General features: G+C 63.5%; 20 protein-coding genes and 1 pseudogene. 12 read left to right on the forward strand and 9 right to left on the reverse strand.

From position 1 onward, the window contains the following. The first annotated feature begins 283 nt into the window (after positions 1 to 283). The gene (locus tag ACT9T4_RS06685; protein WP_042555234.1) at positions 284 to 493 is read left to right on the forward strand and encodes a cold-shock protein; all 210 of its coding nucleotides are present in this window, start codon (positions 284 to 286) and stop codon (positions 491 to 493) included. Positions 494 to 584: 91 nt separating this feature from the next. On the opposite strand, the gene apbC is transcribed toward ACT9T4_RS06685, so the two are convergent. Both apbC and ACT9T4_RS06695 read right to left on the reverse strand, forming a co-directional pair. Beyond that, positions 585 to 1,679 carry an iron-sulfur cluster carrier protein ApbC gene (gene apbC, locus ACT9T4_RS06690; protein ID WP_499116164.1) on the reverse strand — a complete coding sequence of 365 codons (1,095 nt, stop codon included), beginning with the start codon at positions 1,677 to 1,679 and terminating at the stop codon, positions 585 to 587. Between the two features lie 94 nt (positions 1,680 to 1,773). Beyond that, positions 1,774 to 2,466, reverse strand: a complete 693-nt coding sequence (locus tag ACT9T4_RS06695) for a YiaD family glycine zipper/OmpA-like lipoprotein (RefSeq protein WP_499116166.1) — start codon at positions 2,464 to 2,466, stop codon at positions 1,774 to 1,776. A gap of 152 nt (positions 2,467 to 2,618) precedes the next feature. Here ACT9T4_RS06695 and metG point away from each other — a divergent pair, with 152 nt between their 5' ends. The 5 genes from metG to ACT9T4_RS06720 all read left to right on the forward strand — a co-directional run bounded on the left by metG (position 2,619) and on the right by ACT9T4_RS06720 (position 8,173). After that, positions 2,619 to 4,661: a methionine--tRNA ligase gene (metG, locus tag ACT9T4_RS06700; protein WP_042555231.1), complete on the forward strand. Its 2,043-nt coding sequence runs from the start codon at positions 2,619 to 2,621 to the stop codon at positions 4,659 to 4,661. A gap of 244 nt (positions 4,662 to 4,905) precedes the next feature. Further along, a complete protein-coding gene (locus ACT9T4_RS06705; RefSeq protein ID WP_042555230.1) occupies positions 4,906 to 5,709 on the forward strand; it encodes a DUF4349 domain-containing protein in 804 nt (267 codons plus the stop codon). Positions 5,710 to 5,875: 166 nt separating this feature from the next. Then, positions 5,876 to 7,216, forward strand: coding sequence for an RnfABCDGE type electron transport complex subunit B (locus tag ACT9T4_RS06710; protein ID WP_042555355.1), 1,341 nt, complete (start codon positions 5,876 to 5,878; stop codon positions 7,214 to 7,216). Between the two features lie 31 nt (positions 7,217 to 7,247). Continuing rightward, on the forward strand, positions 7,248 to 7,886 hold the full coding sequence (gene nth / locus ACT9T4_RS06715; protein ID WP_042555229.1) for an endonuclease III: 639 nt from the start codon (positions 7,248 to 7,250) through the stop codon (positions 7,884 to 7,886). A gap of 107 nt (positions 7,887 to 7,993) precedes the next feature. Continuing rightward, positions 7,994 to 8,173 (forward strand): PA3496 family putative envelope integrity protein, encoded by a 180-nt coding sequence (locus ACT9T4_RS06720; protein WP_042555228.1) that lies wholly within the window; start codon positions 7,994 to 7,996, stop codon positions 8,171 to 8,173. Between the two features lie 95 nt (positions 8,174 to 8,268). On the opposite strand, the gene trxB is transcribed toward ACT9T4_RS06720, so the two are convergent. After that, positions 8,269 to 9,216, reverse strand: coding sequence for a thioredoxin-disulfide reductase (gene trxB, locus ACT9T4_RS06725; protein WP_499116168.1), 948 nt, complete (start codon positions 9,214 to 9,216; stop codon positions 8,269 to 8,271). A gap of 243 nt (positions 9,217 to 9,459) precedes the next feature. Between trxB and cysZ the strand changes: the two genes are divergently transcribed. Further along, complete coding sequence (cysZ, locus tag ACT9T4_RS06730) at positions 9,460 to 10,227, forward strand: sulfate transporter CysZ (RefSeq protein WP_499116169.1); 768 nt, start codon at positions 9,460 to 9,462, stop codon at positions 10,225 to 10,227. Positions 10,228 to 10,266: 39 nt separating this feature from the next. Then, positions 10,267 to 11,472 carry a glycosyltransferase family 4 protein gene (locus ACT9T4_RS06735; RefSeq protein ID WP_499116170.1) on the forward strand — a complete coding sequence of 402 codons (1,206 nt, stop codon included), beginning with the start codon at positions 10,267 to 10,269 and terminating at the stop codon, positions 11,470 to 11,472. A gap of 58 nt (positions 11,473 to 11,530) precedes the next feature. On the opposite strand, the gene ACT9T4_RS06740 is transcribed toward ACT9T4_RS06735, so the two are convergent. Both ACT9T4_RS06740 and ACT9T4_RS06745 read right to left on the reverse strand, forming a co-directional pair. Then, positions 11,531 to 12,013: a glutathione peroxidase gene (locus ACT9T4_RS06740; RefSeq protein ID WP_042555225.1), complete on the reverse strand. Its 483-nt coding sequence runs from the start codon at positions 12,011 to 12,013 to the stop codon at positions 11,531 to 11,533. Between the two features lie 137 nt (positions 12,014 to 12,150). Further along, entirely contained in the window at positions 12,151 to 12,636 is a 486-nt protein-coding gene (locus tag ACT9T4_RS06745) for an FKBP-type peptidyl-prolyl cis-trans isomerase (protein WP_042555353.1), read from the reverse strand. A 138-nt stretch (positions 12,637 to 12,774) separates the two neighbouring features. Between ACT9T4_RS06745 and ACT9T4_RS06750 the strand changes: the two genes are divergently transcribed. The 4 genes from ACT9T4_RS06750 (at position 12,775) to yihG (ending at position 17,266) form a co-directional block, all read left to right on the forward strand. Beyond that, positions 12,775 to 12,939: a DUF3565 domain-containing protein gene (locus ACT9T4_RS06750; RefSeq protein WP_413694640.1), complete on the forward strand. Its 165-nt coding sequence runs from the start codon at positions 12,775 to 12,777 to the stop codon at positions 12,937 to 12,939. Further along, positions 12,940 to 14,124 carry an acetate kinase gene (locus ACT9T4_RS06755; RefSeq protein WP_042555224.1) on the forward strand — a complete coding sequence of 395 codons (1,185 nt, stop codon included), beginning with the start codon at positions 12,940 to 12,942 and terminating at the stop codon, positions 14,122 to 14,124. Between the two features lie 13 nt (positions 14,125 to 14,137). Continuing rightward, positions 14,138 to 16,231, forward strand: a complete 2,094-nt coding sequence (pta, locus tag ACT9T4_RS06760; protein ID WP_042555223.1) for a phosphate acetyltransferase — start codon at positions 14,138 to 14,140, stop codon at positions 16,229 to 16,231. Between the two features lie 135 nt (positions 16,232 to 16,366). After that, the gene (gene yihG / locus ACT9T4_RS06765; protein ID WP_499116171.1) at positions 16,367 to 17,266 is read left to right on the forward strand and encodes a 1-acylglycerol-3-phosphate O-acyltransferase, YihG family; all 900 of its coding nucleotides are present in this window, start codon (positions 16,367 to 16,369) and stop codon (positions 17,264 to 17,266) included. 4 nt (positions 17,267 to 17,270) lie between these two features. Here yihG and ACT9T4_RS06770 read toward each other — a convergent pair whose 3' ends face one another. From ACT9T4_RS06770 to ACT9T4_RS06785, 4 genes and pseudogenes are all read right to left on the reverse strand, one after another. Further along, positions 17,271 to 18,593: a GGDEF domain-containing response regulator gene (locus tag ACT9T4_RS06770; protein ID WP_231570200.1), complete on the reverse strand. Its 1,323-nt coding sequence runs from the start codon at positions 18,591 to 18,593 to the stop codon at positions 17,271 to 17,273. 192 nt (positions 18,594 to 18,785) lie between these two features. Next, positions 18,786 to 19,442 (reverse strand): YiaD family glycine zipper/OmpA-like lipoprotein, encoded by a 657-nt coding sequence (locus ACT9T4_RS06775; RefSeq protein ID WP_042555221.1) that lies wholly within the window; start codon positions 19,440 to 19,442, stop codon positions 18,786 to 18,788. A gap of 126 nt (positions 19,443 to 19,568) precedes the next feature. Then, positions 19,569 to 20,213: an MBL fold metallo-hydrolase gene (locus tag ACT9T4_RS06780; RefSeq protein WP_042555220.1), complete on the reverse strand. Its 645-nt coding sequence runs from the start codon at positions 20,211 to 20,213 to the stop codon at positions 19,569 to 19,571. Between the two features lie 78 nt (positions 20,214 to 20,291). Next, positions 20,292 to 23,000: pseudogene (locus ACT9T4_RS06785) on the reverse strand (winged helix-turn-helix domain-containing protein). Between the last annotated feature and the right edge of the window lie 38 nt (positions 23,001 to 23,038).

A 23,038-nucleotide genomic window follows, 5' to 3' on the forward strand; every position in this document is an offset into this window, starting at 1 on the left:
CTTACCGGGCTGAAGGTTCGGGTTCAAAGCCTCTTGACACAGCGTTTCGGCTATAAGCCAACGAGGAGAATGCAAGGAAATCGCAGAAAGACTTACAGACCATTCGCACTTCCCGAAAAAAGCGGGTATGGTGACCCCACTGTGCTGCATGTGTCACCGCGAATCGCTACATGATGCCTAGATTTCGATCCAAACATCGTCCGACTCCTAGTACTCGTTGCACTCAGTCCCGGCCTGGTCCTATTCCAGGGCTGTTATTTATTTAGATATTAGGAGACATCACATGTCCAATCGTCAGAATGGCACCGTTAAGTGGTTCAACGATGAGAAAGGCTACGGCTTCATCACTCCGCAATCCGGTGACGACCTGTTCGTACACTTCAAAGCTATCCAGAGCGATGGCTTCAAGAGCCTGAAAGAAGGCCAGCAAGTTTCCTTCGTGGCCACCCGTGGTCAGAAAGGCATGCAAGCTGAGGAAGTTCAGGTTATCTAACCTGCTCTTTCTATAAAAAACCCCGCTTCGGCGGGGTTTTTTTATGCCTGCGATTTACCTGCGCGCCCGCCAGGCGGGCGCGCAGCGGTTTTCAATCGTCAGCGATGACGATGGTCGGCATAACCTGCGCCGTCGCCGCACTCGAGGCGATACGCGCACCGACCTGACGGGCCACCTGCTGATAGAGCATGGCGATCTGGCTTTCCGGATCGGCGATGGTCGTCGGTTTGCCGCCGTCGGCCTGCATGCGAATGGCCATGGACAGTGGCATGGAGGCCAGCAGATCGACGCCGAACTGGGCAGCCAGCTTCTCGCCCCCCCCTTCACCGAATAGATGCTCGGCATGGCCGCAGCTGGAACAGATGTGCACGGCCATGTTCTCCACGACGCCCAGCACCGGAATGTTCACCTTGCGGAACATCTCGACGCCCTTGCGGGCGTCGAGCAGGGCCAGATCCTGCGGCGTGGTGACGATGACCGCCCCCGCCACCGGGACTTTCTGCGCCAGGGTCAGGTGGATATCTCCAGTGCCGGGCGGCATGTCGATGATCAGATAATCGAGGTCATCCCAGGCCGTCTGGGTGACCAACTGCAGCAACGCGCCAGAGACCATCGGCCCGCGCCACACCACCGGGGTGTTGTCGTCGGTGAGAAAAGCCATGGACATCACCTGCACGCCATGGGCTTCGAGCGGCACGAACCACTTCTGCTCACGGACCTGAGGCCGCGTGCCTTCGGCAATGCCGAACATGATGCCCTGGCTGGGCCCATAGATATCCGCATCGAGAATGCCCACCCGTGCGCCCTCGCGGGCCAATGCCAGGGCCAGGTTGGCAGCGGTGGTGGACTTGCCCACCCCACCCTTGCCGGACGCCACGGCGATGACGTTCTTGACGTTGGCCAGGGCCGGCACCTGAGCCTGCGCCTTGTGGGCGGCGATCACGCAGTTCACCGTTACGCTGGCGCTGCGTACACCTTTGATATTCTCGATGGCGAGTTGCAGCAACTGCGCCCAGCCCTGCTTGAACAGCGCAGCAGCGTAGCCCAGTTCGAGCTTCACGCTGACCTGGTCGCCCATGACGTCGATGGCGCGCACGCAACCGGCGCTGAGCGGATCCTGATCGAGATGGGGATCGGTGTACTGGCGCAACACGGCTTCGACCGCGGCGCGGATATCAGCGCTCATGCTTGGCTCCGGAGATGGCAGGAAAGACGCCTATCCTACCCGAGCTACAAGCCAGATGCAGACCGGAGACCCGCAGGCCCCCAGCCTGCGATGCTCATTGCACGGGCTGACCGGGCAGCGGCTTGAGATTCACCTCGACGCGACGGTTTTGCGCACGCCCATCGGCAGTGGCGTTGTCGGCGATCGGCTGGTCCGGGCCGGCACCGCGGCTGGACAGGCGGCTGCCGTCGATGCCCTGGGCGGTCAGGTAGCTGGTCACGCTCTGCGCACGACGCTGGGACAGCGCCATGTTGTGCTGACGTGAACCGGTGCTGTCGGTGTAACCGACGATCTCGATGCTGTTGTTCTGGAACTGCTGGAACGAGGTCGCCAGGTTGTTCAGCGGTGCATAGAAGCTGGGCGCGATATCCGCGGAGTCGGTGGCGAAGGTGATATTGCCGGGCATGATCAGCTTGATGTCATCCCCCTGACGCTGCACCTCGACACCAGTGCCCTCCATGCTGCGGCGCAGCTCGGCCTCCTGACGGTCGGCGTAGTAGCCGTAGCCGGCACCCGCAGCGCCGGCGAGCACGGCACCGATTGCAGCGCCCTTGCCGCGGTCATCGTGGCTGATTGCAGCGCCGACCGCCGCACCGGCAAGCGCCGCCAGGCCGCCGTAGGTGGCAGTACGGTGGCCACCGCCGCTGGCTGCGCCACCACCGGCGTTGTCGTAGGGGTTGTTCGAGGCACAGCCAACCAACAGAGCCAGAGCGGTGGCACAGGCGAGCGGACGTAAAACTGCAGGCATGGTTCATCTCCTTGCTGGGAGCGGAAGGTTCCCGTTGGAACCCGCTTACGCCTCTAAATTCAAGTCGATGTCAGCGCTATTTGCCCGCTGGCCGGAACGCGCCCGGTTACTTTATAGTGACCGACCTCCCTTCACCCGATGACAGCCTGACAATGTCCCAAGCTCGCCAGATTCTCGTTACCAGCGCCCTGCCCTACGCCAACGGTTCGATCCACCTTGGCCACATGCTCGAGTACATCCAGACCGACATGTGGGTGCGCTACCAGAAACTGCGCGGCAACCAGTGCATCTACGTCTGCGCGGACGATGCCCACGGCTCGGCCATCATGCTGCGTGCAGAAAAGGAAGGCATCACCGCCGAACAGCTGATCGACGGCGTCAAGGCCGAGCACAGCGGTGACTTCGCCGACTTCCTGGTGGAGTTCGACAACTTCCACTCCACCCACTCGCCGGAAAACCGCGAGCTGTCGGAGTCGATCTACAAGGCGCTGCGTGACAATGGCCACATTGCCACTCGCTCGGTGACCCAGTATTTCGACCCGGAAAAAGGCATGTTCCTGGCCGACCGTTTCATCAAGGGCACCTGCCCGAAATGCGCGACACCCGACCAGTACGGCGACAACTGCGAAAAATGCGGGGCCACCTACGAGCCCACCGAACTGAAAGACCCGCGTTCGGCTATTTCCGGTGCGGTGCCGGTGCTCAAGGACTCCAAGCATTTCTTCTTCAAGCTGCCGCAGTTCCAGGACATGCTGCAGAAATGGACGCGTAGCGGCACGCTGCAGGACTCGGTCGCCAACAAGCTCGCCGAATGGCTCGATGGCGGCCTGCACGAGTGGGACATCAGCCGTGATGCACCCTACTTCGGCTTCGAGATTCCCGACGAGCCGGGCAAGTATTTCTACGTCTGGCTGGATGCGCCGATCGGCTACATGGCCAGCTTCAAGAACCTCTGCGCACGTCGCCCGGAACTGGATTTCGACGCGTTCTGGAAGAAGGATTCCAACGCCGAGGTGTATCACTTCATCGGCAAGGACATCGTCAACTTCCACGCCCTGTTCTGGCCTGCCATGCTCGAAGGTGCCGGCTACCGCAAACCGACCGCCATCAACGTGCACGGCTACCTGACCGTGAACGGACAGAAGATGTCCAAGTCGCGCGGCACCTTCATCAAGGCGCGCACCTATCTGGATCACCTCAACCCGGAATATCTGCGCTACTACTACGCGGCCAAGCTCGGGCGTGGCGTCGATGACCTCGACCTGAACCTCGAGGACTTCATCCAGAAGGTCAATTCGGACCTGGTCGGCAAGGTGGTCAACATCGCCAGCCGTTGCGCCGGTTTCATCCACAAGGGCAATGCCGGCGTGCTGCTGGCGGCCAACCCCGAACCTGAGCTGTGGAATGCTTTCCAGAGCGCCGCACCGAGCATCGCCGAAGCCTACGAGAGCCGCGACTTCGCTCGCGCCATGCGTGAAATCATGGCCCTGGCCGACCGGGCCAATGCCTGGATCGCCGACAAGGCGCCATGGTCGCTGGCCAAGCAGGAAGGCAAGGCCGACGAGGTGCAGGCGGTCTGTTCTTTGGGCGTCAACCTGTTCCGTCAACTGGTGATCTTCCTCAAGCCGGTGCTGCCGCATTTGGCGCGCGATGCCGAAGCCTTCCTCAACGTCGCACCGCTGGCCTGGGATGACCTGGCCACGCCACTGGCCGATCATCAGTTGAATCCGTTCACCCCACTGCTCAGCCGCATCGAAGCGGCCAAGGTCGACGCCATGGTCGAAGCCTCCAAGGAAGACCTGGCCGCCGCCGCCCAGCAGGACGCTCCCCGAGGCAATGGCGAACTGACGAAGGATCCGCTGGCCGCCGAAATCGCCTTCGACGCCTTCGCGGCGGTCGACCTGCGTATCGCGCTGATCGAGAAGTGCGAGTTCGTGGAAGGTGCCGACAAGCTGCTGCGCCTCACCCTGGATATCGGTGACGAGAAGCGCAACGTGTTTTCCGGCATCAAGAGCGCTTATCCGGACCCAAGCAAGCTCGAAGGTCGCCTGACGCTGTACGTGGCCAACCTGGCCGCACGCAAGATGAAGTTCGGCGTGTCGGAAGGCATGGTGCTGGCTGCAGGCCCTGGCGGCGAAGAAATCTACCTGCTCAGCCCGGACAGCGGCGCCAAGCCGGGTCAGCGCGTCAAGTAAGCGCATTAGTGGCCGTAGGGTGGATGACGCTCTTTTCATCCACCGCTTTGACCGCGAGATTGTGGCTGGGTAAAGCCTCAGCTACGCGCCACGATCCACCTTATGTACTGAGTATCGGACATAGTGCATCCGAGAGGCATTGCCACGCAGAGCGTGAGCAACGATCGGAATGCGCCCCACCTCCGCCTTGATGCTGCCCTGGCAGGCGCGGAGCAACACCGTCAACAGCTCTCGAGGTACAAGGATGTTTCTCAATCGTCCCCCACTGCTCGCCCTCTTCGCCTCGCTGCTGTTGTTCGGCGGTTGCTCGCCGTCCGGCGACAGCCGCTCGCCCGCTGGCGCGGCGCTATTGGGTGAAACCGCGCAGCTGGGCGCGTTCCTCGCCTACGAGCACAGCGTGGGCATTCGCCTCCCCGTCGAGCAGGTCGAACCGCGCCTGGCGGCCGTGCGTGAAGCGTGCAGCAGCCAGCGCTTCGGCCAGTGCGACCTGCTGGCCATCGAGCAGAGCCAGGGCCACTACCAGGCAGCCAGCATTACCGTGCGCATCGCTCCGGCGGGCGTCGAGCCGCTGGTTGGCTTTGCCGGCGAAGGCGGCGAGCTGCAGAGCCGTCACACCCGGGCCGAGGACCTCGCCCAGGCCGTCAGCGATACCGAGCAGCAACGCCAGCGCCTGGAACGCCAGCAGAAAACCCTGCTGCAGTATCAGGCCCGTGGAGACCTCAGCGTCAGCGACATGCTCGCCCTGGCCCGGGAACTGGCCGAGGTGGAGGTGCAGCTGGCGGGCGCGGCCCAGCAGTCTGCCCAGCAGCAGCGCCGTCTTACCACCAACCTGCTGACCCTGAGTTTCAGTACCGAGGGCGAACCGATCGGCCGCCTGGCACGTATTGGCGAAGCCGCTGGCGGCATGCTCGACAACGCCACCGAAGGCGCTACGGAAGCCCTCAAGCTGCTCGGCTACGGCATTCCCTTCGTGATCATCCTGTTCCCGCTGGCCCTGCTGGTCCGCTGGCTGTGGCGCAAGGCCAGCCGCGCCCGCAACAAGGTCTGAGTGAGCCCAGGCGACGCCGTGCTGCTGTACCGGGCGCGGCGCATGCCGGATAATGCACGGCCAACGTTTCAGCCAGACCAGCAACACCCATGATCGAATCTCGCGACCTTTCCTGCATGCGCTCCCACGGGCCGACCCCGTGCGAGCGACGCCGCGTGCCTCGACCATGAGCAACGCCCTGCGCATCGCGGCCATAGACGCCCTGCTACCGCAGACGCAATGCGGTAAATGCGGCCACCCGGGCTGCCAGCCCTATGCCGAGGGCATCGCTGCAGGCGAAGCGATCAACAAGTGTCCGCCAGGTGGCACCGCCACCATCCACGCACTGGCCAACCTGCTGCAGGTTCCGGAATTGCCACTGGCGCTACCGGCGACACCCGCGCAGATCGCGGTGATCCGCGAAGCCGAGTGCATCGGCTGCACCAAATGCATCCAGGCCTGCCCGGTGGATGCCATCGTCGGCGCCGCCAAGCTGATGCATACGGTGATCAGCGACGAATGCACGGGTTGCGAACTGTGCATCGCGCCCTGCCCGGTGGACTGCATCGACCTGATCACCCTGACTGCGCCGCAGGCGAGCATTCAGCGCGAACGTGCCGACCAGTTTCGTGCTCGCCATCAGGCACGCCTGGCCCGCCAGGCCCGCGACGATGCCCGCCGCCGCGCGGCACGCAGCACACCGGTCGCGCGCGCCCAGGCGGAAACTGCGGTTAGCCGTGCCACCAGCGATGACGATCAGGCCGCACGCCTCAAGCGTCTGAAAATCGAAGCGTCGATGGCCAAGGTCGCCTACGAGAAGATCCGCAAGCAGGTGGCCATGCACCCCGACTCACCGTTCACGGCGCAGCTCGATGCCCTGCAACATGCCAGCGAGCAAGCCGCAGCGGCACTCCAGGTCGCTCAGCACGCCGTGCCATCAGCGCTCACAGTCGCGGCAGCCAGCGACGATGGCGCGTTGAAACGGGCGAAGATCGATGCGGCGATGAGCCGTGCGCAGTTGCAGAAAGCACTCAAGGCCTTTGGCGAAGCGCCCGATGCCCACCAGCGACGACAGCTCGATACACTGCGCCAGGCAGCCGAGAAGGCACAACGGCAGTTGGACGAGCGACTGCCCACCCCCTCCGACAAGACATCCGATGCCGGGGAGCAGGCGCTGAAACAGGCCAAGATCGAAGTCGCCAACCGCCGCGCAGCGCTGCAGTCCGGCGAACGTCGAGGCGTCGATGACGCCCTGCTGAGTACCTTGCGGGCAGACTACGCCGCGGCGCAACAGGCGCTGCACGATGCCGAGCAGCGCTGTGGCAAACCCGCGCCCCAGCGCGTACTGGTCGACAAGGCCGGCGTGAGCGCCGAACTGCGCCAGCTGAAAACCGACCTGGCCTACGCCCGTGCCGACCTGAGCAGACTGCAACGCAGCGCTGACACCGAAAGCGACACCCTGAATGCAGCACTCGAACGCCTTGCCGTCGCCGAACGCCGGCTGCAAGCGCATATCAGCGCCACCTAGAGCGCGCCGACTACCGTGAACCGCCCTGACGATGAACGCCGCCAAACGCCTTGAAATCTTCCGCCGCCTGCACGAAGACAACCCGGAGCCGAAGACCGAGCTGGCCTACAGCACACCCTTCGAACTGCTGATCGCGGTGATTCTGTCCGCTCAGGCCACCGATGTCGGGGTCAACAAGGCCACCGCCAAACTCTATCCGGTGGCCAATACCCCGGAAGCGATTCTGGCCCTGGGCGTCGAAGGGCTCAGCGAATACATCAAGACCATCGGCCTGTACAACAGCAAGGCCAAAAACGTCATCGAGACCTGCCGCATGCTCGTCGAGCTGCACGGCAGCCAGGTTCCGCAATCCCGTGAAGCGCTGGAGGCGCTGCCAGGCGTCGGTCGCAAGACCGCCAACGTGGTGCTCAATACCGCTTTTCGACAGTTGACCATGGCGGTGGACACGCACATTTTCCGGGTCAGCAATCGCACCGGCATCGCTCCAGGCAAGAATGTGGTGGAGGTGGAGAAGAAACTGCTGAAGTTCGTACCCAGGGATTTCCTCCTCGATGCCCACCACTGGTTGATCCTGCACGGACGCTACGTTTGCCAGGCGCGCAAGCCGCGCTGCGGCAGTTGCCGGATCGAGGACCTGTGCGAATACAAACTGAAAACCTCCGACGATTGAGGCTTCATACAGTTCTTGTATGAGTCGATTGAAAAAATCTTTTTTACTCGCTTCACGTTTGCCCTTATAAGGTCGGCAAATGGCCCCTGTAGCCGGGAGTGAAGCGCATGAGCAACGGCAAAGAAGACCTGGAACTGGAAGACGACTTCGTCAGTGACGAAACGGACAACAGCGAAGCGCCCGTGGAAGTGGCGAAAACCAACCTGACCAAGCGACGCATCATCGACAACTTTCTCGAGGAGCGACGCCTGCACAAGCAGTTGGCCGAATACGATTTCGATCTGTAAACCTGTATCGGAGCCGGATAAAAGATGCCCGTATCGATCGATACGGGCATTTTCGTTCAGCACTCGTCCGGAGCGATGCGGCCTAGTTTCGACGATCAGAGCCCATCCAGATAGCGTTCCACGTCCAGAGCCGCCATGCAACCAGCCCCCGCCGAGGTAATGGCCTGCCGGTAAACGCTGTCCGCTACGTCACCGGCGGCGAATACCCCAGCGATGCTGGTGGCGGTGACATTGCCGTCACGGCCGCCATTGACCTGCAGATACCCCTCTCGGAGCGCCAACTGACCGTCGAAGAGTGCGGTGTTCGGCGTGTGCCCTATGGCCACGAACAGCCCGTCCACCTGCAAGTCCCGGCTGCCACCTTCGCGCTCGCGCAAGCGCACCCCGGTAACGCCCGACGCATCACCGAGCACCTCATCCACCTCGGCATTCAGTGCCAGCACGATGCGCCCCTCGGCAACCCGAGCCTGCAGTTTGTCCTGCAGGATCTTTTCCGCCCGGAAGCCGTCGCGCCGGTGAATCAGCGTCACCCGACTGGCGATATTGGCCAGGTACAACGCTTCCTCCACGGCCGTATTGCCACCGCCGACCACCGCGACCTCGCGATTGCGGTAGAAGAAACCGTCGCACGTGGCACAGGCGGATACGCCCTTGCCCATGAACGCCTGCTCGCTGGCCAGCCCCAGATAACGGGCGCTCGCTCCCGTAGCGATGATCAGTGCATCGCACGTGTAGGACACGCTGTCGCCAACCAGGGTGAAAGGTCGCGCAGCCAGATCAACTGCCTGGATATGGTCGTAGACGACTTCGGTCTCGAACCGCTCGGCGTGGATCTGCATGCGCTGCATCAGATCTGGACCGGTCAGGCCATGGGCATCGCCGGGCCAGTTGTCCACTTCCGTGGTAGTGGTCAGTTGGCCGCCGGCCTGCAACCCGGTGATCAGCAGTGGCCTGAGATTGGCACGTGCAGCATACACCGCCGCGCTGTAGCCGGCAGGGCCGGACCCGAGAATGATCACACGCGCATGGCGCACACTGGACATCGCAAACTCCTCACGGCACATCTGCCGGGAAAGGGAGCCTTCGGCAACGGGCAGGAATCTGCCAGAAGTGGCTCCGCAAAGGGATGCGAGAAGACTACGGGCCACCTGGACAGGGACGGAAATGTCCTTTGCCAATCCCGCGCATAGCCGTGGCCTATGACGCCGGTGGTAACGCCGTCGCGCTTTCCCAGGGGCGGCAAAATGGGTAAGGTCGCGCGACGTTCATTTTCTGGAGACATTGTCATGCGCGCCCCCGTGCTGTCCGGCCCGCAATACCTCAGCGAGGGCCTGAAGCTGGTATTGAGCCCCGGCCTGCGACTGTTCGTGCTGCTGCCCCTGGCGATCAACCTAATCCTGTTCAGCCTGATGATCGGCTTCGCCATTCAGCAGTTCAGCGGCTGGGTAGACGCCTTCATGCCGAGCCTGCCCAACTGGCTGAGCTTCCTGCAGTACATTCTCTGGCCGCTGTTCGTGGTTCTGGTGGTGCTGATGGTGTTCTTCACCTTCACCATGCTGGCCAATATCGTCGCGGCACCGTTCAATGGCTTTCTCGCCGAGAAGGTCGAGGTGGTGGTACGTGGCGAGGACAATTTCCCGCCGTTCAGTTGGGCCGAGCTGCTTGCCATGGTACCGCGCACCCTGGGCCGCGAGGCGCGCAAGCTGGCGTACTTCCTGCCCCGGGCGCTGGGCCTGCTGGTCCTCTCCTTCATCCCGGTGGTCAACCTGGTGGCCGCGCCGCTGTGGCTGCTGTTCGGCGTGTGGATGATGGCCATCCAGTACATCGATTACCCGGCGGACAACAACAAGGTGAGCTGGCAGGACATGCTCGCCTGGCTGCGTGAAAAACGCTGGCAGTCACTGGGTTTCGGTGGCATCACCTATGCCGCGCTGCTGATTCCCTTCGTCAATATCCTGATGATGCCCGCCGCTGTTGCAGGCGCGACCCTGTTCTGGGTGCGCGAGGGCGGCGTCAGCGATGGCGCGCGGGCTGTCACGAAAACGCCACACTGATGTCACAAACGCTACATGACAGCGGCCCAGACTGCTGTCATGAGCACTCCCCCGCTATTCATCGCCCTGGTCAGCGAAACCTTCAGCCCGGAAATCAATGGGGTGGCCAATACCCTCGGCCATCTGGTCACCGGGCTGCGCGCGCGCGGTCATCGCCTGCAACTGATCCGGCCCCGACAGGCCGCCGATGCAACCGCGATCAACGATGACGACCTGCTGCTCACCCGCGGCTGGCCGCTACCCGGCTACCGGGGCCTGCAATGGGGCCAGTCGGCACGTCACAAGCTGCTGCGCCTGTGGCGCAGGCAGCGCCCGGATGTGCTCTACATCGCCACCGAAGGGCCGCTGGGCCTGTCCGCCCTGAGAGCCGCTCGGCGCCTGCGCATCCCGGTGATCAGCGGCTTTCACACCAACTTTCAGCAATACACCGGGCATTACGGCATCACCTTGCTGACCCGGCTGCTGACCAACTACCTGCGCTGGTTTCACAACGCCTCACGCATGACCCTGGTGCCTAGCCTCAGCCAGCGCTGCGAACTGCAGCGTCGCGGTTTCGAGCGCCTGGAGCTGCTTGCCCGTGGCGTCGATGCCCACCTGTTCAACCCGGCCCGGCGCAGTGACGAATTACGCCGCAGCTGGGGCCTCGATGAGCAGGATATCGCCGTGCTGCACGTCGGCCGGCTGGCTGCGGAAAAGAATCTGGATCTGCTGGTGAGCACCTTCCAGGCCCTGCAGCGACAACGTGCAGGGCAGCGGCTCAAGCTGATCGTGGTGGGTGACGGCCCGCAGCGCGACAGCCTGCAGCGGCAACTGCCGGATGCGCTGTTCTGCGGCATACAGCGTGGCGAAACCCTGGCCGAGCACTACGCCAGCGGCGATCTGTTCCTGTTTCCCAGCCTCTCCGAGACGTTCGGCAATGTGTTGCTCGAGGCCATGGCAGCAGGGCTGGGGGTAGTCGCCTTCGATCAAGCGGCAGCCGCTCAACACGTCGAGCACGGCCACTCCGGCATGCTGGCCAGCGCCGATGACCAGCGTACCTTCATCGAAGCCGCCAATTGGTTGATCGAAGACAGGGAGAACCTGCGCCGGGTGCGTCTCAATGCGCGCCGGCACGCGGCCAGACAGAGCTGGGCATCGATCATCGAAGAGTTCGAAAACCACCTGCACGGCGCGATCCATGGCAACGACAGGCAAAGCGCTGCGCGTACCGCCGCGGTAGCGATCGAGACGAAGCGGGCGCATTAAGCCAGCCCAAGCTGGGGCCGCATACGAGACAGGCCGCCTGATCGGCGGCCTGTGTCATTCAGGCCAGCGCTTTCTCGATGGCCTGGATCAGGGCAGGATCATCCGGAGCGGTGCGCGGCGAGAAGCGCGCCAGCACGCGACCATCCTGGCCGACCAGAAACTTCTCGAAGTTCCAGGTGATGTCACCGGGAAACTCGGCGCCCTCGCCGGCCAGCAGTCGATACAGGGGATGGCGGCTACTGCCGTTGACTTCGAGCTTGCTGCTCAGCGGGAAGGTGACCCCGTAGTTCAGGCTGCAGAACTGCGCGATCGCCGACTCACTGTCCGGCTCCTGGCCCGCGAACTGATTGCACGGCACACCCAGTACACTGAAACCCTGGGCTGCATACGCCTGCTGCAAGCGCTCCAGCCCCGCATACTGCGGCGTAAGCCCGCACTTCGAGGCCACATTGACCACCAGCACGACTTTGCCCTTGAGCGGAGCCAAAGGCAGCTCCTGGCCATCCAGTGCGTGCAGTGTCAGGTCGTGAAAGGCGCTCATGGTGTGCTCCGGGTAACGCTAATACGGATGAAGAAGAGACGAAAAAGGCGCCGAAAAAGGCGCCTTTTCGTGACTGCAGCTTAGCAGTCAGGGGTGACCAGCGGCCAGCAGCGAAAGATCGACTGCCGACATACGGATCAGTGGTGGTGACCACCTTCGCCGTGCACGTGACCGTGGGCGACTTCTTCGGCGCTGGCATCACGCACGTCGACGACCTTGACCGCGAAGGTCAGGCGCTGGCCGGCCAGCGGGTGGTTGCCGTCGACGATCACGTCGTCGCCGTCCAGCTCACGGATGGTGACGATCTGCATGCCGCCGTCCGGGCCGGATGCGTGGAACTGCATGCCGACCTCCAGTTCGTCGACGCCTTCGAACATCGAGCGGTTCAGGGTGGCGACCAGCTCAGCGCTGTATTCGCCGTAGGCTTCTTCCGGCTCGACGGAGACATTGACTTCGTCCCCGGCCTGCTTGCCGACCAGTGCCTTCTCGAGACCGACGATGATGTTGCCAGCGCCGTGCAGGTAAACCAGCGGCGCGCCGCCAGCGGAACTATCGATTACCTCACCGGCATCGTTGGTCAGGGTATAGTCGATGGAAACGGCCTTGTTGGCGGCGATCTGCATGGGGCGAACCTTTTGCTCGAGGAAAATGAACGTGAGATTGTAACCAAGGGACGATGCGAAAGCGACCCAACCCCAGACGGGCGGGCCGCATCGGGCATTACCCTGGTCGGTTTTGAGCAGGATCATGACGGTCACTGGGTGGCTGTCTTATCTTGTGGCCATACTCAACACCTGCGCCATCAGCCTCCCTGGCAAAATCGCGCCTGGGTGCTCGATGCCGTGCAACGGCGCACACGTATCGGCACGAACTTCACCTGTGGCTGGTGTGTCGCAGCGCTAGCCGAAACGCCTAAGGACTTCTGAATGCCCGCACGCAATATTCTGGTGATCAACTGCGGTAGCTCCTCCATCAAGTTCGCGCTGGTCGATCCCGACCAGACCCAGTTCGCCATCAGCGGCCTGGCCGAACGTCTCGGTAGCGCAGATGCCGTTCTGCACTGGCAGCGCGATGGCATCAAGCACAGTCAGGCGATTGCCGGTGACGATCACCGTGCAGCCCTCGCCCACCTGCTTGCGCGGGTGCAGGAAGCCACCGGCGGCCATCTGCATGGCATCGGCCACCGGGTGGTGCATGGTGGCGAACACTTCACCAGCGCCCAGCGCTTGGACGATGAAGTGATCGCGGCGATCCGTGCGGTGGCACCCCTGGCGCCACTGCACAACCCTGCGGGCCTGCTAGGCATCGAAGCCGCGCTGGCGCTGTACCCACAACTGCCTCAGGTCGCGGTGTTCGACACCGCCTTTCACCAGAGCCTGCCCGAGCATGCCTACCGCTACGCCGTGCCGGAACATCTGTACCGCGACCACGGCGTACGCCGCTACGGTTTCCACGGCACCAGCCACCGCTTCGTCAGCGCCCGCGCTGCCGAGCTGACCGGCCTGCCCATCGACGACAGCGCATGGCTGGTCGCCCACCTGGGCAATGGCTGTTCGACCTGCGCCGTGGTCAACGGCCAGAGCCGCGATACCAGCATGGGGCTGACCCCACTGGAGGGGCTGGTGATGGGCACCCGCAGCGGTGACGTTGACCCCAACCTGCACAGCCACCTCTCGCGCACCCTGGGCTGGAGCCTGGAGCAGATCGATCGCATGCTCAACCACGACAGCGGCCTGCTCGGTCTGTCCGGCCTCTCCAACGACATGCGCAGCCTCGAACAGGCCCGTGAAGAAGGGCATGCCGGCGCGACCCTGGCCATCGAGGTGTTCTGCTACCGGCTGGCCAAATCCCTAGCGGCCATGAGCTGCGCCCTGCCGCGTCTGGACGGGCTGATCTTCACCGGCGGCATCGGCGAAAACTCGCCACTGATCCGCAGCAAGACGGTCGCCCACCTGAGCCTGCTCGGCCTGAAACTGGACGCCACGGCCAACGCGCGCTGCCTGCGTGGCGTCAGCGGGCCTATCCATGCGCAAGACCATATTCGGGTGCTGGTGGTGCCCACCAACGAAGAGCGACAGATCGCCCTCGACACACTGGCGCTGCTCGACTGACACGGAGAACCCCATGCACACCTTCTTCATTTCCCCGACCGGCTTCGGGGTCGGCCTCACCTCCATCAGCCTGGGCCTGGTAGGCGCCCTGGAAAGGGCCGGTCTCAAGGTCGGTTTCTTCAAGCCGATCGCCCAGCCACACCAGGGCGACGCCGGTCCCGAGCGCTCCAGCGAACTGGTCGCCCGCACCCATGGCCTGCACTCGCCCAAGCCGCTGGCGCTCGCTCACGTCGAGCGCCGCCTGGGCGATGGCGACCTGGACGAGTTGCTCGAGGAAATCATCAGCCTCTATCAGGAGGCCGCCAAGGACAAGGACGTGGTGATCGTCGAAGGCATGGTGCCAACCCGCCAGGCCAGCTACGCGGCACGGGTCAACTTCCATCTGGCCAAGAGCCTGGATGCCGACGTGATTCTGGTCTCCGCCCCAGAGCAGGAAAGCCTCAGCGAGCTGTGCGACCGCGTGGAAATCCAGGCCCAGCAGTTCGGCGGGCCGAAAGACCCCAAAGTACTCGGGGTGATCCTCAACAAGATCCGCAGTGACGACGGTCTGGAAGCGTTCGCTGCACGCCTGCGCGAGCACTCCTCGCTGCTGCGTCATCCGGAATTCCGCCTGCTCGGCTGCATTCCCTGGCTCGACGAATTGAATGCACCGCGCACCCGCGATATCGCCGAACTGCTCGGCGCCCGTGTGCTGAACGCCGGTGACTACGAACAGCGCCGCATGCTGAAAATCGTGCTCTGCGCCCGCGCCGTGGCCAACACCGTACAGTTGCTCAAGCCCGGCACGCTGGTGGTGACGCCAGGCGATCGCGACGACATCATTCTCGCGGCCAGCCTGGCGGCCATGAACGGCATGCCACTGGCCGGCCTGTTGCTGTGCAGTGACTTCGCCCCTGACCCGCGCATCATGGAGCTATGCCGTGGCGCGCTGCAGAGCGGCCTGCCGGTGATGACCGTAAGTACCGGCTCCTACGATACCGCCACCAACCTCAACCGGCTGAACAAGGAAATTCCGGTCGACGACAAGGAGCGTGCCGAGAAGGTCGCCGACTTCGTAGCCAGCCACCTCGACCACGACTGGCTTGCCGCCCGCTGCGGCAGCCCCCGTGAACTGCGCCTGTCGCCCCCCGCGTTTCGCTACCAGCTGGTGCAACAGGCCAAGGCAGCCAACAAGCGCATCGTCCTGCCCGAAGGCGCCGAGCCGCGCACCGTGCAGGCCGCGGCCATCTGTCAGGCACGCGGCATCGCCCGCTGCGTGCTGCTGGCCAAACCCGAAGAAGTGCATGCAGTGGCGCAGGCTCAGGGCATCGAGCTGCCACCGGGCCTGGAGATTCTCGACCCGGATCTGATCCGCGAGCGTTATGTCGAGCCGATGGTCGAGCTGCGTAAGGGCAAGGGCCTCAACGCCCCCATGGCCAGCGCTCAGCTCGAAGACACCGTGGTGCTAGGTACCATGATGCTGGCCCTGGACGAGGTCGACGGCCTGGTGTCCGGCGCGGTGCACACAACGGCCAATACCATCCGCCCGGCGCTGCAGTTGATCAAGACCGCACCGGGCTACAACTTGGTGTCTTCGGTGTTCTTCATGCTGCTGCCTGATCAGGTTCTGGTCTACGGTGATTGCGCGGTCAATCCGGACCCCAACGCAGAACAACTGGCCGAAATCGCCCTGCAGAGCGCCAGTTCGGCACAGGCCTTCGGTATTCCACCGCGCGTGGCCATGCTCAGCTACTCCACCGGCGACTCCGGCAGCGGTGAGGAAGTGGAGAAGGTCCGCGAGGCGACCCGTCTGGCGCGCAAGGCCAACCCGGATCTGCTCCTCGATGGCCCCTTGCAGTACGACGCCGCCGCCATCGAAAGCGTGGGCCGGCAGAAGGCGCCCAACAGTCCGGTGGCCGGCCGCGCCACGGTGTTCATATTCCCGGACCTGAATACCGGCAACACCACTTACAAGGCCGTGCAACGCAGCGCCGACTGCATCAGCGTCGGCCCCATGCTGCAGGGCCTGCGCAAGCCGGTGAACGACCTGTCCCGCGGAGCGCTGGTCGACGATATCGTCTTCACCATCGCGCTCACCGCGATTCAGGCCGCCAACATGCGCCAGTGAGGCTCCGCCAGTTCGAGCGCAGCCAATGCGGTTCGCGCTCGGATCGGCTTGCAGTTCCATCACCAATCGTTAACCTGTGCGGCAATTGCCGCCGAGCCATGGCCGCGGCTCAACCTGCACGAGGTCCGCGCATCCATGCTGCATTTTCTGCCTGCCCCCCTGCTCGGTCTGCTGGGCAGTGTCCTGCTAGCCGTCAACACGCTGTTCTGGTGCTGGCCTTTGTTTGCCGTCACCCTGCTGCGCATCCTCCTGCCATTGGCTGTCGTGCAGCGGGCCTGCGACCGGTCGATGGCCTTCATCCAGGAAGGCTGGATCAGCTGCAACAAGGTCTGGATGCAGGTGCTGGGCAACACTCGCTGGCACGTCGAGGGGGCACAGGGTTTCGACTATCAGCACTCCTACCTGGTGACCAGCAACCATCAGAGCTGGGTGGATATTCTGGTGCTGCAGTACCTGTTCAACAGACGAATCCGCCCGCTGAAGTTCTTCCTCAAGCAGGAGTTGATCTGGGTACCGGTAATCGGGCTGTGCTGGTGGGCGCTGGGTTTCCCGTTCATGAAGCGCTACTCCAAGGAGTACCTGGCCAGGCACCCGGAGAAGAAAGGCAAGGACCTGCAGACCACCCGGCGTACCTGCGCCAAATTCCGACACAACCCTGTCGGCATCTTCAACTTCGTCGAAGGCACGCGGCTGACGCCGGCCAAGCACCGAGAACAGCAGTCCCCCTACCGTTATCTGTTGAAGCCCAAGGCGGGTGGCCTGGCCTTCGTACTCGATGCCATGGGCGAGCAACTGCACGGCATCATCAACGTCACCCTGCATTATCCCAAGGGCAGCCCAGGATTCTGGGCGCTGCTGAGTGGCCAGCTGGAAGAAGTGGTGGTACTCATCGAGCAGCTACCGATCCCCACGCACTTCATCGGTCGCGCCTATGATCAGGACGAAGCCTATCGCAAGGAATTCCAGCAATGGATCAACGCGCTCTGGCACGACAAGGACGTCCAGCTGGAACGGCTGCACCAGCAGCATCCCTGAGCCGTCAGCTCAGCGGCTGCAGCTCGGCACCGTAAAAGCAGAACTGCCGCCGCCCGCCGCGCTTGGCCGCGTACATCGCGGTATCGGCGGCGCGCAGCACCTCTTCGATGGTCTTGCCATCGGCGGGCAGCAAGGCGATACCGATGCTGACGCCCAGACTGAACGACTCGCCCTGGAAACGCTGCTCACTGGAGACCTGCTCGATCAGTTTCTCCGCCACTGACGCGGCATCGGCCGGACTGCCCAGGCTGTCGATGATCACCGTGAACTCGTCGCCCCCGATGCGCGCCAGATGGTCGTAGGGCCTCAGGCAGGTCTTGAGCTGCACACTGACCCAGCGCAGTACCTGATCGCCCATCTCGTGCCCCAGGGTGTCGTTGATGTGCTTGAAGCCATCCAGATCGAGGTAGAGCAACGCGGCCTTCTGACCGGTGCGCTCGTTGCGCGAGATCGCAGCCTGCAGCTCCTGAAGAAAACCGCGCCGGTTGAGTAACCCCGTCAGCGCATCCGTGATGGCCAGCGACTCGAGCTGTTGATGCAGGTCGCGAACCACCGACATGTCCAGCGCAAGCAGAATCATCGCGTTCTGCTCATCGGGCAGCGGCGAGCAAGACAGCGCTACCGGCACACGCTGTCCATCCCGGGTACGCAGGTTGGCATCGTGCAGACGCAGGTTCTCCCGACGCAGCCAATGCTGGTAGAAGCTCGACGCTTGCCAGCGTTCCTCGCGGGGCGTATCGATCCAGGTCAGCAGCTCGCTGCCGGCCAGCTCGGCGTCCTGACAACCGAGCATTCTGGCGATCGCCGGGTTGGCGAAGCGCACGCGCCCATCGTCGCCCACCACCATGATGCCTTCGGCGGTGTTGTCGAGAATCGAAGCATTGAAGGCGCGCTCGCGCTCCAGTTGCTGGCTGAGGCGCAACAGGCCGCTGCGATACTGTTCACGCTCGAGCAGCGCACGCACCTTGTGCAGCAGGATCGCCGGCTGCACCGGCTTGGAAATGAAATCCACCGCACCGGCGCCGTAGCCCTGACTGAGGACGTCATCGGTCTGGATCATCCCGGAGATGAAGATGATCGGCGTGAAGCGCGTACGCGGATCATCGCGCATGCGTCGCGCCACCTCGAAACCGTCCATGCGTGGCATTTGCACATCGAGCAGCACCAGCCCCACCTGCCCCTGTGCCAGAAATTCCAGGGCCTTGGCGCCGGAGTCGAGGCAGTGCACCGGCCGGCCAATATCCTCCAGCAGCTCCTGCATGTCCTCCAGGTTGTCCCAGCGGTCATCGACGACGAGGATTCCCAGCGTCTTATCCTGATCCTGCACACCTACCTCCATGCCCATGACTGCGTCCCGCAGCGAGCTTCGACGCCTGACGGCATCGACAAGCTCGCGCCGGGTTCGACCATTCCTCTCACCAGTCTAGCCTTGCCCGGCCACATAGCCACGTGCCAGCCTGCAGAATCACAGGCATCAAAAAACCCCGCCGGGGCGGGGTTTCTGATGAGCCTTGGATTCTTACAGCGGACGCAGATTGATCTCCACCCGGCGATTCTGCGCGCGGCCAGCTTCATTGGCATTGCTGGCGATAGGCTGGTTGGGGCCGGCTCCGTAAGAGGAGATGCGCGACGAGTCGACACCATTGGCCGACAGGTACGAGGCAACGCTCTGGGCACGGCGGGTAGACAGGTTCTGGTTGAGATCGGCAGAACCGGTGCTATCGGTATGACCGACGATATTCACGCCGTTCTTGTTGAATTCCTTGAAGGTCAGCACCAGCGAATTCAGCGTCGGGTAGAAGCTGCTGGAAATGTCCGCCGAGTTGCTGGCGAACGTGATATTGCCCGGCATGATCAGCGTCAGGTCGTTGCCGTTGCGCTGCACCTGAACGCCCGTGCCTTGCAGCTGCTGACGCAGCTTGGCTTCCTGAGTATCGACGTAGTAACCGTAGCCACCGCCCGCCGCGCCACCGACGGCAGCTCCGATCAGCGCACCTTTCTTGCGATCCTTCTTGCTCGAGGTCGCGGCACCGACAGCCGCACCTGCCAGGGCACCAACGCCGCCATAGATCCCAGCCTTGCCGGCCTGGCTTTCGCCGGTATAGGGGTTGGCCGTACAGCCGGAGAGAATGGCCAATACAGCGATAGCAGCCATCAGAGAGCGGCAGTTGTTCATGATGATTCCCTTGTGTCGTTGCGTGTAGATGTCAGGCTTGGCCCGCGGCTTCGAACCACGAAAAAGCGCCAAGTTCCTGACGCAGCCTAACAACTGCAAAGGGAAAAATCTGTAACGACTTGTTTTTCAAGCCCGCACGAAGGGGTTCTCGCGCATCTCATCGCCCAGCCGGGTGTCCGCGCCATGGCCGGTGACCACGGTCGCTTCCTCGTCCAGGCGATACAATCGCTGCTTGATCGAGCGTTCGATGGTGGCGTAGTCACCGCCCCACAGATCGGTCCGCCCGATGCCCCGGCGAAACAGCGTATCGCCGGCAATCAGCAACTTGGCCTCCGGGAACCAGAAGCTCATCGAACCCGGTGTATGACCCGGCGTATGCAGCGCCACGCCACAGCCGCAGGCGAGCGCCTCGTCATCGGCCAGCCACTGGTCAGGCGCAGGTACGGGCGTGTAGGGCACGCCGAACATCTGGCACTGCATCTCCAGGTTGTCCCAGAGAAACTGATCGTCCTTGTGCAGGTGCAGGGTTGCACCGGTCTTTTCTTTCATCTGTCCGGAGGCGAGAAAGTGATCGAGGTGCGCATGGGTATGGATGATGCTCACCACTTTCAGGCCCAGCACCTCCAGGCGCGCCATGATCAACTCCGGATTGCCGCCCGGATCGACGACGATGGCCTTGCCGGTCAAAGGATCACCGATGATCGTGCAGTTGCACTGCAACGGGCCGACGGGAAAGGTTTCGCGGATCAGGCTAGGTCGTGAAGCTTGCATGGGCGTTCCTGTAAAGCAGGTGGCGGGCCAAGGGCGGATTCTAGCCGTAAAGCGGGGCTTCACGCTTGCAGCCGGTGGTCAGGAATTCAGCAGCCCCAGCACCTGTGCTCGGGCCACGGCCTCGGTGCGGCGCTGCACGTTGAGCTTGCCATTGATATGGCGTGCGTGGGTTTTCACCGTGTGCAGGGAAATGAACAGCCGCTCGCTGATCTGCTGGTTGGAACACCCCTGCGCGATCAGTTGCAGTACCGCCAGCTCGCGAGTGCTCAGCCCTTCGCAACCCGCGGTGGGCAGAACCACCGCAGCGGGCAACTGCTCCAGCAGCGACAGGCACAGCGGGCAGTTCGGGTACTCGCGCAGGCGCTCGCCAAGCCATTGCGGTTCCTGTTCCAGCAGTTGCCGAAACGGCAGCAGCGCACCACCTGCCAATGCCTGCACACAACCTCGCAGTTGCATGCGTGCCTCATGCTCGCGGCCGGCACGCCGCAACAGCAGGATCATCTGCACCCGTGCCGTCGTCCCTGGCAGGCTATCGATGCCGGTTTTCGCCAGCCCGGAAAAGAATCGCTCGGCCGCCTCTGCACGGCCCTGGGTGGTCGCCAGAACGCCTTGCAGCAAGGCGATGTGCAGGTGCAACTGAGGCTGGAACTCCGGCGCTGCCGCAGCCTGTTCTCCACCGTAGGTTTCGGCCAGGCGCTGCAGCCAGACCGCAGCCAGCTCGGTCTGGCCCTGAAGCAGCCAGAGTTCGCATTTGCTCAGGGTGATGATCGCCAGGTAATACACCGCCGGCACATCCCACATGTGCATCAGCCGCTCGGCCTCGGCCAGTTCGGCGAATGCTTCGGCGAAGCGGCCTTCTCGGCCGTCCAGCGCGGCCAGGCAGCAATGCCCGAGCAGCACGCCCAGGTCACGACAGGCACGCGCCTCGCTGACACCGGCGCGCAACTGCTCACGGGCATCCTGTGGCTGCAGGCGCACGGTCAGCAGATACCCGCCATAAAGCCGTAAACGTGCCCGGGTGGCGTACGCGTCCCCCGGCAAGCCGCGCAACCTGGCAAGGCCGATCTCGACTTCGCCAAGCGCCCGGGACACTTCGCCGCGGGCCTGCAGGCTGCGCGCCCGGTCGTGATGCACCAGGGCCTCGAACAATGGATTGCCGACCCGCTGCGCCAGCTCCAGGGCGTTGCGGTTGATCGCTCGAGCCTGCCAGATGTCGTTCTGACTAATGGCCAGATTGCCCAGCGTGGACAGGCACAGCAGCCGCTGCCCATAACGTTCCAGGGGCAGATCCTGCAAAGCCGCCTCGCAGTGACGTCGGGCCCTGTCACTGTCACCCCGCCCACGCGCGATGACCCCGCTGAGCGCCAGCCATTGCGCGATCAGGTTGCGCTGCTGTTCGGCATCTGGCGCTGGCAGAAAGCGCTGCAGTTGCCCGATCAGATCTTCGGCGGCATCCAGCTGGCAGGCCAGCACCAGTGCCCAGCCGTACAGGGCTATCAACCGTGGCGTACTGACCAGCAGGCTGTCCGGCAGGTTGGCTTTCCAGCGCAGCAAGGCGGCGAAGTCCTGCTCACCGAGCAGTTGTTCCTCGGAGAGGTTCTGAACCAGTTGTGCGGCAACGCCTGGCTGCCCGGCACGCAGGGCATGCTCGACCGCCTCGCCGATCAAACCCTGGGCAGCGAACCAGTTGCTGGCACGCAGATGTCGACCATTGGCCAGGGCCGGCTCAGAGCGGGCACGCAACAGATCGGAGAAAAGATGGTGATAACGAAACCAGCGGCCCTGGCTGTCGAGGGGCACCAGAAAGACCTGATGGGCCTGCAGGTGACGGAGAATTTCGCTGCTGTCCCGTGCATCGCGCAGGGCATCGCACAGCTCTGCACAGATACGTTCCTGGCCTGCCGTCTCGTAGAGAAATGCCTGTACCGCTTGTGGCTAGCGGCCGATCACCTCTTCGAGCAGATAGTCGCGAATCAACCCCTGAGCGCCCTGCAGACCTGCCTGCCCACGCACCGCCCCACCCTCTTCGGCCGCCAGTAGCCAGAGACGCAGACCGGCCACCCAGCCCTCGCTGCGCAGGCGCAATTCCGCCAGCTCGGCGGCAGTCAGCCTCACACCCCGCTCACGCAGCAGCGTCTCGACCTCTCGCTCGTCGAGACGCAAGTCCTGCTCCTGCAGTTCCAGCAGTTGCCGTGACAAACGAAGACGCGCGAGATGCCAGTCAGGGCGCTGACGGCTGGTGACCAGAAGTATCAACCCAGCAGGCAAGTGATTGAGCAGGAACTGCAGGCAACCGTCGAGTACCGCGCCCTGCGCCAAGTGGTAGTCGTCGAGGACGACGAGTAACGGCCTGGCGGTATCCAGGCGCTCACCCAGTTCGTCGAGCAGCTCGCCCAGCCAGGCTTCGAAGGCGAACGGTTGGTGACGTTGGCGCAGCTTGAGCACGCCGGCAGCCTCGCTCGCCAGGCCGGGATAACAGGATTGCAGCCCGGCCAGAAGCCGCTCCAGAAAGCGGCCAGGATCGCTGTCGCGGCTGGCCAACCCCAGCCACAGGCTCTGCCAGCCTGCCGGCAGGCCTTCGCAGAACTCGATGGCCAAGGAGCTCTTGCCGAAACCGGCAGGTGCGCCGATGAACAGCAGACGCCCGCCCAGGCCGTGCAGCAGCCGCTCACAGAGACGTGGCCGTTTTATGTAGCCCTGCGGCAGAGGTGGCCGAAAGAAATGCCCGCAGCCCTCGCCCGATACGACGATGGGAGCGGCACGCAGTGAAGGAGAAGGGTCGATCATCAGCAGAATCTTGAACGGCGCAGCGAAGTGGGCAGAGT

This window comes from Pseudomonas sp. SZ40 (assembly GCF_052958135.1).

Coding starts and splice junctions, on each gene's coding strand:
- trxB (WP_499116168.1), bottom strand. CDS start 9,216: ATGTCCAGTGTGCGCCATGCGCGTGTGATCATTCTCGGGTCCGGCCCT.
- ACT9T4_RS06695 (WP_499116166.1), bottom strand. CDS start 2,466: ATGCCTGCAGTTTTACGTCCGCTCGCCTGTGCCACCGCTCTGGCTCTG.
- ACT9T4_RS06780 (WP_042555220.1), bottom strand. CDS start 20,213: ATGCAAGCTTCACGACCTAGCCTGATCCGCGAAACCTTTCCCGTCGGC.
- ACT9T4_RS06685 (WP_042555234.1), top strand. CDS start 284: ATGTCCAATCGTCAGAATGGCACCGTTAAGTGGTTCAACGATGAGAAA.
- cysZ (WP_499116169.1), top strand. CDS start 9,460: ATGCGCGCCCCCGTGCTGTCCGGCCCGCAATACCTCAGCGAGGGCCTG.
- ACT9T4_RS06745 (WP_042555353.1), bottom strand. CDS start 12,636: ATGCAGATCGCCGCCAACAAGGCCGTTTCCATCGACTATACCCTGACC.
- pta (WP_042555223.1), top strand. CDS start 14,138: ATGCACACCTTCTTCATTTCCCCGACCGGCTTCGGGGTCGGCCTCACC.
- nth (WP_042555229.1), top strand. CDS start 7,248: ATGAACGCCGCCAAACGCCTTGAAATCTTCCGCCGCCTGCACGAAGAC.
- ACT9T4_RS06705 (WP_042555230.1), top strand. CDS start 4,906: ATGTTTCTCAATCGTCCCCCACTGCTCGCCCTCTTCGCCTCGCTGCTG.
- ACT9T4_RS06710 (WP_042555355.1), top strand. CDS start 5,876: ATGAGCAACGCCCTGCGCATCGCGGCCATAGACGCCCTGCTACCGCAG.
- ACT9T4_RS06735 (WP_499116170.1), top strand. CDS start 10,267: ATGAGCACTCCCCCGCTATTCATCGCCCTGGTCAGCGAAACCTTCAGC.
- apbC (WP_499116164.1), bottom strand. CDS start 1,679: ATGAGCGCTGATATCCGCGCCGCGGTCGAAGCCGTGTTGCGCCAGTAC.
- ACT9T4_RS06775 (WP_042555221.1), bottom strand. CDS start 19,442: ATGAACAACTGCCGCTCTCTGATGGCTGCTATCGCTGTATTGGCCATT.
- ACT9T4_RS06720 (WP_042555228.1), top strand. CDS start 7,994: ATGAGCAACGGCAAAGAAGACCTGGAACTGGAAGACGACTTCGTCAGT.
- metG (WP_042555231.1), top strand. CDS start 2,619: ATGTCCCAAGCTCGCCAGATTCTCGTTACCAGCGCCCTGCCCTACGCC.
- ACT9T4_RS06755 (WP_042555224.1), top strand. CDS start 12,940: ATGCCCGCACGCAATATTCTGGTGATCAACTGCGGTAGCTCCTCCATC.
- ACT9T4_RS06740 (WP_042555225.1), bottom strand. CDS start 12,013: ATGAGCGCCTTTCACGACCTGACACTGCACGCACTGGATGGCCAGGAG.
- yihG (WP_499116171.1), top strand. CDS start 16,367: ATGCTGCATTTTCTGCCTGCCCCCCTGCTCGGTCTGCTGGGCAGTGTC.